9 protein-coding genes are annotated in these 12,494 nt (G+C 71.8%); 7 read left to right on the top strand and 2 right to left on the bottom strand.

Annotation, left to right across the window (positions count from 1 at the left end; genetic code table 11):
- Nucleotides 1-44 precede the first annotated feature (44 nt).
- From gndA to B1H55_RS00110, 6 genes are all read left to right on the top strand, one after another.
- Complete coding sequence (gndA, locus tag B1H55_RS00135; RefSeq protein WP_077241118.1) at nt 45-1,520, top strand: NADP-dependent phosphogluconate dehydrogenase; 1,476 nt, start codon at nt 45-47, stop codon at nt 1,518-1,520.
- Nucleotides 1,521-1,538: 18 nt separating this feature from the next.
- Nucleotides 1,539-4,295: an aminopeptidase N gene (gene pepN / locus B1H55_RS00130; RefSeq protein WP_073451940.1), complete on the top strand. Its 2,757-nt coding sequence runs from the start codon at nt 1,539-1,541 to the stop codon at nt 4,293-4,295.
- Nucleotides 4,296-4,451: 156 nt separating this feature from the next.
- On the top strand, nt 4,452-4,898 hold the full coding sequence (locus B1H55_RS00125; protein WP_073451942.1) for an FHA domain-containing protein: 447 nt from the start codon (nt 4,452-4,454) through the stop codon (nt 4,896-4,898).
- A gap of 89 nt (nt 4,899-4,987) precedes the next feature.
- On the top strand, nt 4,988-5,638 hold the full coding sequence (gene ftsR / locus B1H55_RS00120; RefSeq protein ID WP_073451944.1) for a transcriptional regulator FtsR: 651 nt from the start codon (nt 4,988-4,990) through the stop codon (nt 5,636-5,638).
- A gap of 93 nt (nt 5,639-5,731) precedes the next feature.
- The gene (locus B1H55_RS00115; RefSeq protein ID WP_143163829.1) at nt 5,732-6,211 is read left to right on the top strand and encodes a bifunctional nuclease family protein; all 480 of its coding nucleotides are present in this window, start codon (nt 5,732-5,734) and stop codon (nt 6,209-6,211) included.
- A gap of 370 nt (nt 6,212-6,581) precedes the next feature.
- Entirely contained in the window at nt 6,582-7,097 is a 516-nt protein-coding gene (locus tag B1H55_RS00110; protein ID WP_073452043.1) for a MerR family transcriptional regulator, read from the top strand.
- Between the two features lie 158 nt (nt 7,098-7,255).
- Here B1H55_RS00110 and B1H55_RS00105 read toward each other — a convergent pair whose 3' ends face one another.
- Entirely contained in the window at nt 7,256-8,884 is a 1,629-nt protein-coding gene (locus B1H55_RS00105) for an Hsp70 family protein (RefSeq protein ID WP_073451948.1), read from the bottom strand.
- Nucleotides 8,885-9,240: 356 nt separating this feature from the next.
- Here B1H55_RS00105 and B1H55_RS00100 point away from each other — a divergent pair, with 356 nt between their 5' ends.
- A complete protein-coding gene (locus tag B1H55_RS00100) occupies nt 9,241-11,262 on the top strand; it encodes a sucrose-specific PTS transporter subunit IIBC (protein WP_172575572.1) in 2,022 nt (673 codons plus the stop codon).
- Nucleotides 11,263-11,417: 155 nt separating this feature from the next.
- Here the strand turns inward: B1H55_RS00100 and B1H55_RS00095 are convergent, their stop codons facing one another.
- The gene (locus B1H55_RS00095; protein ID WP_073451951.1) at nt 11,418-12,425 is read right to left on the bottom strand and encodes a LacI family DNA-binding transcriptional regulator; all 1,008 of its coding nucleotides are present in this window, start codon (nt 12,423-12,425) and stop codon (nt 11,418-11,420) included.
- Between the last annotated feature and the right edge of the window lie 69 nt (nt 12,426-12,494).

The raw sequence follows: 12,494 nt of genomic DNA, 5'->3' as shown, positions 1-12,494 counted from the left end.
GCCGCATCGGCTGCCCGGGCCCCGATCCACCGAAAGGCAACGCGATGACCAGCTTCACCCCTGCCCCCTCAACCGCAGACCTCGGCGTCGTCGGCCTGGGGGTGATGGGAGCCAACCTCGCCCGCAACCTGGCCCGCCACGGCCACGAGGTGGCCGTCTTCAACCGGACCCTGGCCCGCACCGAGAAGCTCATGGACCGCTACGCGGACGAGGGCGCCTTCGTGCCCGCTGCCGAGCTCGCCGACTTCGTCGCCTCCCTGCGCCGTCCCCGCGTGGCCATCATCATGGTCCAGGCCGGGGCCGCCACCGAGCAGGTCATCGAGGCGCTCGCCGAGCTCATGGAGCCCGGCGACATCATCGTCGACGCCGGCAACACCCTCTACACCGACACCCGCCGCCGCGAGGAGGCCCTGCGCGATCGCGGTCTGCACTTCGTGGGCATGGGCGTCTCCGGCGGGGAGGAGGGCGCGCTGCTGGGCCCCTCCATCATGCCCGGCGGGACGGCGGAGTCCTACGACCGCCTCGGCCCCATGCTCGAGTCCATCTCCGCCCAGGTCGACGGCGTCCCCTGCTGCACCCATGTGGGCCCCGACGGCGCGGGCCACTTCGTCAAGATGGTTCACAACGGCATCGAGTACGCCGATATGCAGCTCATCGCCGAGGCCTATGATCTCCTGCGCGGCGTGGCGGGCATGAGCGTGGCCGAGATCGCCGAGGTCTTCCGCGCCTGGAAGGACTCCGAGCTCGACTCCTACCTCATCGACGTCACCACCGAGGTCCTCTCGCGCACGGACCCCGCCACGGGCAGGCCCTTCGTCGATGTCATCGTCGACGCCGCCGGTCAGAAGGGCACCGGGGTGTGGACCACCCAGACCGCCCTGGAGCTCGGCGTGGCCGTGCCCGCCATCGCCGAGGCGACCTTCGCGCGCGCAGCCTCCTCCTCGGCAGGCGCCCGCATGGCCGTGCGCCACGCCTCCCTCGACGCAGCCGCCCAGCCCCCGGCGCTGAGCACGCCCGAGGAGCGCGAGGAGTTCGTGGCGGCGGTCAAGGACGCCCTCTACGGCTCCAAGATCGCCGCCTACGCCCAGGGCTTCGACGAGATCGCCACCGCCTCCGAACTCTACGGCTGGCAGATCGACCTGGGCGCCATGGCCCGTATCTGGCGCGGCGGCTGCATCATCCGCGCCCGCTTCCTCGACGACATCACCCGCGCCTACGACGAGGAGCCCGCGCTCGGCAGCCTCCTGACCGCGCCGGTCTTCGCCTCCGCCCTGGAGGCCGCCCTGCCCGCCTGGCGCCGCATCGTCGCCACGGCGGCCCTGGCCGGAGTCCCGGCGCCCGCCTTCGCCTCGTCACTGGCCTACGTGGACCAGCTGCGGGCCGAGCGCCTGCCGGCGGCCCTCATCCAGGGCCAGCGCGACTTCTTCGGCTCGCACACCTACCACCGCGTGGACGACCCGGAGGGCACCTACCACGTCACCTGGTCCGCGCCGGAGCGCGTCGAGGAGAAGTGGGACTGAGGCCGGGACGGGACGAGGATGCAGGCCATCAGCGCGCCCGAGCCTCCGCGGCGCCCCGCCTCGCCCACGGGCATCGGGCGCGATGAGGCCGCATGGCGCTCCGGCGCCGTGACCCTGAGGGCCCTCGGGATCGACATCGATCTCACCGGCGCCCAGGACGCCTCCCAGCGCGTCTTCCCGGTGCGCGGCCGCCTCCGCCTCGCGCTGGAGCGCCCCGCGCGGGGCCTGTGGGTGGACTTCCAGGGCGAGGGTGTCGACTCGCTCGTGGTCGACGGCCGCGAGGAGGAAGTCGACTGGGACGGGTCGCGGCTCGCGCTCCCCCTCCTCGGCCAGGGGGAGCACGACGTCGTCGTCACCGCGCGGGGGCTCTACTCCAACTCCGGGCAGGGGCTGCACCGCTTCCACGACCCTGTGGACGGGGCGACGTACCTCTACACGCATTTCGAGCCGGCCGACGCCCGGCGCGCCTGGCCGGTCATGGAGCAGCCCGATCTCAAGGCGCCGGTCTCCCTCGCCGTGGCGCACCCGGCGTCCTGGACGGTCCTGGCCAACGGCCTGCCCGAGGCCACCACCGGTGCCGGCGAGCAGGGAGGGGAGTGGGACGGGGCGGGCGCGACGAGGCGGTGGCCGCCGGGCCCGCTGCCCGAGGACGCCGTCATCACCCGCTTCGCGCCCACCAGGCCCCTGCCCTCCTATCTCACGGCGCTCGCCGCAGGGCCATGGCACCGGGCGATGGGCCGGTGGCGCAGCCCCGAGCGCCCCGGCGAGGAGCCGGTGCCACTGTCGTGGTGCTGCCGCGCCTCCCTGGCCGAGCACCTGGACGCCGACGAGCTCCTGAACCTGACCAGCGACGGCCTGGATCTGCTGGAACGGACTTACGGCTTCCCCTTCCCCTGGGGCTCCTACGACTCCGTCCTCGTCCCCGAGTACAACCTCGGGGCCATGGAGAACCCCGGCTGCGTCACCTTCAGCGAGGAGCGCTACCTGTTCCGGGGCCCGGCCACCTCCGCGCAGAGGGCCTCCCGGGCCAACACGGTCCTGCATGAGATGAGCCATATGTGGTTCGGCGATCTCGTCACCCCGCGCTGGTGGGACGACACCTGGCTCAAAGAGTCCTTCGCCGACCACCAGGGCACCTGGGCGGCCGGCGCCCTCGGATACGAGGACGCCTGGGTGTCCTTCGCCTCGACCCGTAAGGCCTGGGCCTACCTGGAGGATCAGCGCGCCGCCACCACGCACCCGATCGTGGCCGACGTCGACGACGTCGAGGCCGCTCGGCAGGTCTTCGACGGCATCAGCTACGCCAAGGGCGCGTCCGTCCTCAAGCAGCTCGTCGCGCATGTGGGGGACGAGGCGTTCCACGCCGCCGCGCGAGACTGGTTCGCCTCGCGCGCCTTCGCCAATGGCAGCCTCGATGACTTCCTCGACGCCCTCGGCCGGGTCTCCGGGCGCGACATGCGCCCCTGGGCCCGCGCCTGGCTGCGCACCTGCGGCCCCTCGATCCTGACCACGGAGATCGAGACCGAGAACGGCGCCATCTCACGGCTCGCCGTCAGACAGGCCTGCGCCGATCCCGTCACCGGCGAGTCGGTCCTCCGCCCTCACAGCCTCATCATCGGCCTCTACTCCTTCGATGCCTCCGGTGCCCTGGTGCGCGTGAGGAGGCTCCCCGCGACCCTCGCCGAGGAGGTCACCGAGATCCCCGGGGCCGCGGGCCTGGCCGCGCCCGACCTGGTCATCGTCAATGACGAGGACCTGACATACGCCGTCGTGCGCCCGGACTCGGCGTCCCTGCGCGTCATGCTGGACTCGCTCGGCGCGCTGACGGACCCGATGGCCCGCGCCCTGGCGTGGTCGGGCCTGCACAACCTGCTGCGCGACGCCCGCCTGAGTCCGACCGACTTCGTCACGGCGGTCCTCGCCCACGCCGACGACGCCACCGAGCTCTCCACCCTCGCCACGCTGCTCTCACAGGCCGCTCGCGCCGCGCTCACATACGCCGACGGGCAGGAGCGCCGCGACCTCGTGGGGCGGCTCCTCGGCCTGCCGGGGCCGGCCCCGGGGGAGGACCGCGGCGCCGATGGCTGGGAGCTGCTCACGCGCAGCCGGCCCGGCTCGGGCGCCCAGCTCGCGCGTGCGCGCGCCTGGCTCGCCCTGGCGGGCAACGCCTCAGTGCTGGGGGAGGACGGGGAGGATCCCTGCGGGAGTCGCGCCGTGGGGGAGGCGGTGTCCCGACTGCACTCCCTCCTCGACGATGGCCTGCCGGGCCTGGAGATGACCGCCGAGCTGCGCTGGCAGGCCCTTGGGGCCCTCGCCCGCCTGGATGCCCTGGCCGAGGGCGAACTCGAGGCCCAGCGGCGCGCCGATCCCTCGGCCTCCGGCCGGGTCAGCGCCCTCCAGGCGGGCTTCGCCGCGCCCAGTGCCGAGGCCAAGCAGGAGATCCTCACCAGGCTCCTTCAGGACCGGGCCCTGTCCAACGACGAGGTCGGCGCCCTCATCAGCGCCTACTCCACCACCGCGCACCGTGGCCTGACCGCGCCCCTGACCGGCCGGTACCTCGACTCCCTGGAGAGGATCTGGTCCGAGCGCCGCCAGGAGATCGCCACGCGCATCGTGCTGGGGCTGTTCCCCCTCGCGGGCGATGGCGATGACCTGTCCCAGGTGGAGTCCTGGCTGGTCCACCACGCCGGCGCTCCGGCAGCCCTGCGGCGCCTCGTGCTCAAGTCGGAGGATGATCTGGCCCGGTCGCTGCGGGCCCGCCGGGTGCTGGCCTGACGGGCCCGCAGTCCCGCCCCGGAGCCCCGTCGGGACGCCGTATTCCCGCGTTCGGTAAGGGAGTGACCGCCCGAACGGCGCGACGATGGCGCGCGGGGACCGGTATGGTGGGCCCATCGCGGCGCGACGAGCGCCGCCCTACCAGAGGGGGCCACGATGACGAGCATTCCATCGGATTCGGACACCACGTCGACCCAGACCCTCGGCGCGATCGATTTCTCCGCCGACGTCGACGTCCAGGTCATCGGCCTCTCGGCTCAGGACCGGGCTGCGATCGCCGCCCTGCCCGCGGGCACGGCGCTGCTGATCGTCCAGCACGGCCCGGTCACCGGGGCGCGATTCCTCCTGGACGCCCGGCAGACCACCGTCGGCCGCCATCCCCGCGCCGACATCTTCCTCGACGACGTGACCGTGTCGCGCAAGCACGCGATCTTCTCCGCCGTCGACGGCGGCGGGTACGCCGTGCGCGACTCGGGCTCGCTCAACGGCACCTATGTCAACAGGGAGCGAGTGGAGCAGGCCGTCCTGCGCGCCGGTGATGAGGTCCAGATCGGCAAGTTCCGGATGACCTACCACCCCGGCCCCGCCGCGCCCGCCCTGTGAACCGGCCCACTCGAGCCCGCGAGCAGGCCCCCGCCGCCAGGCGGGAGGCTCCAGGGCCGTGGCCGCGCGGCGTCTCCCGCGAGGCCACGATGAAGATCAGCGAGGTCGTCGAGGCGCTGAGGGCCGAGTTCCCCGCGCTGTCGGTCTCCAAGCTGCGCTATCTGGAGGCCGAAGGGCTCATCTCGCCCCATAGGATCGGCAACGGCTACCGGCGCTACTCGCAGGCCGACGTCGCCCGGCTGCGCTTCGCCCTGACCGCCCAGCGCGACGAGTACCTGCCGCTGGGTGTCATCCGGGAGCGGCTGGAGGACATGGACGCCTCGGCGCTGGCGCCGGATCCGGCCCCGGTCGCGCGGGTGGTGGCCTCGCAGGGCCGCGCCGTCGAGGGCGCGGACATGAGCCTGGATGACCTCAGGGCCCTCACAGGGGCCTCCGAGGTGGAGGTCAACGAGCTCATCTCCGCCGGTCTCATAGCCGCTGACGCCCGCGGGCGCTTCGCTCCCCAGAGCCTGCGCATCACGCGCCTCGCGCTGGAGGCCGCGCGCCTGGGGCTGCCCCTGCGCAACTTGCGATCGGTGCGCACCAGCGCCGAGCGGGCCGCGGACTCCATCGATCAGGCCACGCAGTCCGCCCGGCGCCGCTCGGCCACTGCTGCGGAGGACTCCGCCACCCGGCTCGCCGGCCTCGTCGGCGAGCTGTACGGGGAGCTGCTGCACCTGGCCGTGCGCGCCCTGCCCTGAGCCGTACCGCCGCCCGCCCCCGTGATGGCGATCGCCGCCAGTCAGTGGCCCATTCGCCGGACGCGGCACCTGGCCGACCCGTAGCCTTGTGGCGTGCGCCCCATGCATCTCGTGGGCATCCGATCCACCGCAGCATCCACCGGTCTCGTCGCGATCCTCGTCGAGGCCGGTGGACCCGGCATGGTCGCCATTCCCGTCACCGCGCGCGAGGGACTCGTCCTCTCCGAGCCCGGTCCCTCCACGCAGCCCGGCTGGGTGGGCGTGCTGGCGCGCAGCGTCCAGATGCTGGGCGGCTCCATCCTCCAGATCAGGTTGGGGGTCGATGCCGATGCTCGTCTCGTATGCGGCCTTACGCTCGCCGACAGGGATGAGCACGGGGAAGTGGGGGAGATCCCCTGCGCCCCGGGTGATGCGCTCGTCCTGGCGGGCGCCCTGGACCGGCCGATCCTGGCCTCGGAGACGCTTCTGCGGCTGCGCGGGGTGGACCTGGGCGAGCAGACCATGCACGAGCGGATGGCGCGCTGGCGCCGCAGTCTCGCCACTGCCATCCCGGATGATCCCCCGGCCAGGTGAGGGCGGGATCCGGCGTCAGTCGGCGCACCCCGCTCCCGCCCAGCGCGACACGCGGGGCGTGTGTGACAGGTGTGATTTTTGAGGTGACGTCGGTCACGTTGCCATGCGACCCATGAAATGCTGAAATGCCAGGCCAAACCCCGCCCCCGGGTATCGCGCATCGAGTTGAGGTTGAGATTGATACCCACAAGGGGCGTCCCGCTCGGCGCGCCCTTCGTTGAGTGGGAGCGGATAGCCCTCTATCGTGGACCATGCGGTCGTCGGCGGCAGCCCGTCACGACCGAAGGCCAGTAACCGAACTGTGAGGAGCAGCCCTGTGAGCGCGAACGAAGCGAGTCTTCACGCATCCGCACCGCAGCTCGCCCAGGGCATGCTCTTCGGCGACACCCTTCCGGACCTCGATACATCCTCGGGATACCGCGGGCCGGTCGCCTGCCGCGCCGCCGGCATCACCTACCGGCAGTTGGACTACTGGGCCCGCACGGGCCTGGTGGAGCCGACGGTGCGCGGCGCCAAGGGATCGGGGACGCAGCGCCTCTACTCCTTCCGCGACATCCTCCTGCTCAAGATCGTCAAGCGCCTGCTCGACACCGGGGTCTCCCTCCAGCAGATCCGCACCGCGGTGGACGCCCTCCACGAACGGGGTGTCGAGGACCTCACCTCCATGACCCTCATGAGCGATGGCGCCTCCGTCTACGAGTGCACCTCCGCCGATGAGGTCATCGACCTCGTCCAGGGAGGGCAGGGCGTCTTCGGGATCGCCGTCGGCCGGGTCTGGCACGAGGTCGAGGGCTCCCTCGCAGAGCTTCCCGTGGACCGCGCCGAGGCCCCGGTCGTCGAGGATGAGCTCGCCAAGCGGCGGGCCGCCAAGCGCCAGGCCGGTTAAGATCCGCTCAGGCCGTCCTCGGCCTTTCCTGGCGGTATTCCCCCAGCGGCGGTCGATCCCGGGGCGCCAGGCGGCTGAAGCGCCGTCGCGATCGCCCGAGGCACTGGAGCGCCCCGCCGGCCCCTGAGGTCGGCGGGGCGTCCGCCGCGTCCGGGCTCTCAGGCGGTCTGACGCCCCAGGACGTAGCGGCGCGAGAAGCCGTCCTCCAGGTCGGTGATCGTCACCTGCACGAGTCCTGCGGAGTCGATCTCGTAGCGCTCCTGAACGCGGCGGCCCGCGCCCGTGCGCTCGACGGGGCGCCCGGAGAGGTCCTCGTCGCGCAGGGCGGGATCGAAGGGGAAGATGATCTCCTGGTACGGGGCGAGCTCACCGCGGGGCTCGCCGTCGGCGTCGACGCCCGCGCATTCGACGAACCGGAAGCAGCCGATGTTGTGGACGGCCGTGTACTCCCGGGTGATGACCGTGCCCTCGCGCGTGGCGCCGGCCTGGATCGCGTCCTCGCCCAGAATGGCGTCGAAGGTTGTGCGCCGGCCGTCATCGGCCTCGCGGAAGACTCCGAAGCCGCGCGAGAGGCGGTCGATGAGGTCATAGCCGGAATCGCGGTCCGAGGCGATGGCGAGGCCGATCGCGGTGGAGGCGCCGGGGTAGGGGGAGCGGTGGACCCGCGCGCCGAAGCGCTCGCGCAGCATCCTGGGCACGAGGGGCAGCGCGGAGCCGCCGCCGACCAGGTGGACGCCGGCGACCTCGGTGAGATCCGGATCGCCGTCGGCGAGACGGCCGATGAGCGGCTCCATGACGTCCAGGGAGCGCTCCAGGAGGGGCTTGCAGGCCTCGTAGAGCTCGGCCGTCTGGATGATGATGTCCTTGCCCCGCACGTCCAGCGCGATGCGCCGGGTCTGGGGGGCGAGGGCCTCCTTGGCATCGCGGCACTGGTCGAGCAGATCGGAGACCTCGCGATCATCGAGGTCCTCCTCCCGCACGCCCGCGCGCTCGAGCGCGAGCTGGGCGAGGAGGAGGTCGACGTCGTCGCCGCCGAGATCCCCCAGGCCGCGGGAGGCCAGCACCTCGTGGGCGACGCCGCGCACGTCCACGAGCGAGGTGTCGAAGGTGCCGCCGCCGAGGTCGTAGACCAGCACCCGGGTGCGCTTGGAGGACACGGTGCGGGCCTTGCGGTGCGTGTACTCGAAGCCCGCCGCACTGGGCTCGTTGAGCATGGCGATGACGTTGAAGCCTGCGTCGCCGAAGGCCTCGAGGGTCAGGAGGCGCTGGGCGCCGAAGGCGTGGGCCGGAACGGCGACGGCGACCGAGACACGCGATCCCCGCGCGCCGGGGTCGGTGCCGTCCATGCCGGGGGCCGCCTTGAGCTGGGCCCGCAGATGGCGCAGGTAGTCGGTGAGGATCTCCAGGACGGTGAAGCGCCGGCCCCCGAGCTCGACCTCGGTGGCCGGGGTGATGCGCGGGCTCGACAGGCGCCGCTTGAGGCTGCGCAGCAGCGGGGCGCCCTCGCGGGCGGCGGCGCGCGCGGCGAAGCCGTGGACCAGGCCGTCGGGGGTCAGGGCCGTGAGCGAGGGCAGGTACTCCTGGGCGTCGCCGTGCTCATCGGGGAAGGGCACGACCGGGTAGTTCCCGCGGTCGACGCGGGCCACCACGGTGCGCGTGGTGCCCAGGTCGATGCCGAGCGAGGGGCCGGGCCGACTCTCGCCCGGGGCCGGGGCCTTGGCTCGGCGGCGGCCGCGTGAGGAGGAGGCGGGCAGGGTCCCTGAGGTGCGCGGGCGCTCGGCTGTCATAGTGCTGAGCCTAGCGGGACCCGGGCGAATGCGGCCGAGCCCCACCGAGGGACGGGCAGAATCAGGTACGGACGCGACGACCGGGCCCCCGGCGGGCGGGGCGCGGGCGGGCCCACGAGCCGTGCCTGCAGCGGCATCGGCGGTCGCATCGCCCGGCAGTCAGACCGGCCTTGCCCGGGCGGGCGTGTAACGGTAGTGTGACTCACGTTTGACACAGGCCCTGCCAGGGGATCATCGATGACCCCGTGGCGCCTCATCCCAACCCCCAGGATCCCCATCTCGCGGCTCGCCGCGCCCGGTGACTGGGAGGGCGGCGCCTGGCAGTGCCGACCACTGAGAGGAGGCACCGGGTGGCAATGGATCACGCCCGGGTGGCGACCGACGTCCTGACCTACGTCGGCGGCGCGGAGAACATCACGGCAGCCGCGCACTGCGCGACCCGCCTGCGACTTGTCCTTGCGGACTTGGACAAGGTCGATCAGAAGGCCCTCGACAAGGACCCCGATATCAAGGGGACCTTCATCGCCGGCGGCATGTACCAGATCATCGTCGGCCCCGGCGATGTGGACCACGTCTTCGATCGCATGATCGCGACCGGCGGGGTCAAGGAGGTCTCGAAGGATGAGGCCAAGCAGGTCGCCGCCCAGTCCGGCAACCTCGCCTCGCGGTTCATCAAGATGATCGCGGACATCTTCGTCCCGATCCTCCCCGCCCTCATCGCCGGCGGTCTCATGATGGCCATCAACAACGTCCTGACGGCCGAGGGGCTCTTCGGCGAGATGTCGCTCAAGGACCGGTGGACCTGGCTGGCCGATTACGCCGACCTCATCAACCTCATCTCCTCGGCGGCCTTCGCGTTCCTCCCCGTGCTCGTGGGCTTCTCGGCGGCCAAGCGCTTCGGCGGCAACGTCTACCTCGGCGGGGCCATGGGCGCCGCCATGGTCTCCAGCTCTCTGCTGAGCGCCTATGACATGAGCAACCCCGAGGCGGCCGCGAAGTTCTGGGAGTTCACGGGGGCAGCGCCCAGCTGGCAGCTGTTCGGCCTGGAGGTCCAGAAGATCGGCTACCAGGCGATGGTCATCCCGATCATCTGCGTCGCCTATCTCATGTCGGTCATCGAGAAGCAGTTGCACAAGCGCCTGTCCGGCACGGCCGACTTCCTCCTCACCCCGCTCATCACCCTGCTCGGCACCGGCTTCCTCACCTTCGTCGTCGTCGGCCCGATCACGCGCCAGCTCTCCATCTGGATCACCGACGGCCTGGACTGGACGTACAACACGCTCGGCCCCCTGGGCGGCGCCCTGTTCGGCCTCGTCTACTCGCCGATCGTCGTCACCGGCCTGCACCAGTCCTTCCCGGCGGTGGAGATCCCGCTCATCTCCGACATCGCCAACACCGGCGGGTCCTTCATCTTCCCGATCGCCTCCATGGCCAACGTCGCCCAGGGCGCCGTCGCCATCGCGGTCTTCCTGCGCACCAGGGACGCCAAGATGAAGGGCCTGGCCGGCGCCGGTGGTGTCTCCGCGCTCCTCGGCATCACCGAGCCCGCGATCTTCGGTGTCAACCTGCGCCTGCGCTGGCCGTTCTTCATCGGCATGGGGTCGGCGGCCATCGGCGCCGCCCTGGTGTCCTTGTTCGATGTGCGCAGCCAGGCGCTCGGCGCTGCGGGCTTCGTGGGCTTCGTATCCATGGTCCCCAAGCACATCCCGGCCTATCTCGCCCTCGAGGTCCTCGTCGCGGTGCTCGCCTTCAGCGGGGCCTACTTCTACTCCCGCACCGCCAAGGGGGCCGCCTCCCTGGCCGACGGCGATGTCGAGGACGAGGCCGCGCTCGAGGCCGAGGCGGAGGCCATCCACGAGCACACCGCCGAGGGCCAGCCCCATGAGGCGGTCAAGGTCGAGCTCCCCGCCGAGGCCGCTGAGGACTTCTCCGTCACCTCGCCCATCGAGGGCCGCGTGGTCCCGCTGTCCGAGGTCGAGGACGCCGTCTTCTCCCAGGGGCTGCTCGGCCCGGGCCTGGCGGTCGTCCCGTCGGCGGGACCGGTGGTCTCGCCGGTCGATGGCGAGGTCATCGTGGCCTTCCCGTCCGGCCACGCCTACGGCATCCGCGCCGCCAGCGGCGTGGAGGTGCTCATCCACGTCGGCATGGACACCGTCCAGCTCGACGGCAAGCACTTCAGCCCGAAGGTCCACCAGGGCGACGTCATCCGCCGCGGCACGCCGCTGGTGGAGGTCGACTGGGACGCGGTCAAGGCGGCCGGATACCAGATCGTCACACCGATCGTCGTGTCCAACGGGGACAAGTTCTCCGGTATCTCCGAGGCCGGGACCCACGACGCCTCGCGCGGCGACGCGCTGTTCAGCGTCAACCACGGCTGAGCGTCCGCCGCTGACCCACCGCCGGCAGGGAGCCGGGCCCATCGCGGGAATGCGATGAGCCCGGCTCCCTGCTCGAGACCGGTCGTTATCGCCATCGAGACCGGTCGAAAACGTCACCGAGACCGGTTCGCAGCGCTGATGAGGAGCAGTGCCGCTCAGGTGGTCCGGCCGACGATGAGCTCGACGGGCAGCTCAATCGGGGCGATCCCCGGCGCGCGCAGTTCGACGCCGTCGTGAATTGCCTCGATCTGGGCCAGCAGCTCGGCGACGGCGCGGCGCGAGAGCTCTGCGATGGGCTGTTGGATGGTGGTCAGCCCCGGCATCGCCTGGCGGATCGCCCGCGTGCCGTCGAATCCGATGACTCGCAGATCCTCGGGGACGCTCAGGCCGGCCGATCGGGCCCATTCCACGACGCCGGCCGCGGTGAGATCATCGGTGGCGAAGACGGCGTCGAAACCGCCGATCCGGCTGGTCAGCTCGTCGTTGATGCGCTGGGTCCGCTCCGGCTCGGGAGTGTTGAAGTCGACGGCCACGATCTGCGTCTCGATGCCCGCCCGGGCCAACGTACTGCGGTAGCCGGCCTCACGGCCGTTGCGCCGACCCGTGCGCGAGGTGAGGAGCAGCGGGTGGCGCGCCCCTCGCTGGAGGAGGTGCTCGGTGGCGAGGACGCCTCCCCGGACGTTGTCGCAACGGATGTTGGGGATGGCGGGGGAGAGGTCGCGGTCGATCATGACCAGCGGCATGCGGACCGTGCCGTAGTCAGCGAGGTCCTCGTTGTGGGCCGACGAGATGATGCCGTCCACCCGGTGCGAGACGAGCAGGTCGAGATACTCCCGCTCGCGCTCGGCGCGGCCCTGGGAGTTGCACACCAGGATGCGGTAGCCGTGCTCCGCCAATGCGATCTCGAGCTGCGCGGCGAGCTCGCCGAAGAACGGAAGGGCCACCGTCGGGACGATGACGCCGATGCTCCGGGTGGCCATGCCGTGCAGGACGCGGGCGGCCTGGTTCGGCCGGTAATTCAGCTCCGCGATGGCGGCGCTGACCCGCTCCTTGGTCGCCTCGCTGAGGTACCCGCGGTTGTTGAGGACTCGTGACACGGTGGTCAGCGAGACACCCGCGAGCTCGGCGACGTCGGTGAGCGTCGGCTCTCGGCGCTGAGGCACAGCAACTCCTATGTCTTGACGTCCGGACGGAGAACCGCGGGCAAGCCTATGCCCGCGCGCGCCGGACTG

The organism is Actinomyces denticolens (genome assembly GCF_002072185.1).
GTDB classification, from domain to species: domain Bacteria; phylum Actinomycetota; class Actinomycetes; order Actinomycetales; family Actinomycetaceae; genus Actinomyces; species Actinomyces denticolens.
Note: the sequence above shows the minus strand (reverse complement) of the source record. Positions and strands in the feature narration are given on the sequence as shown.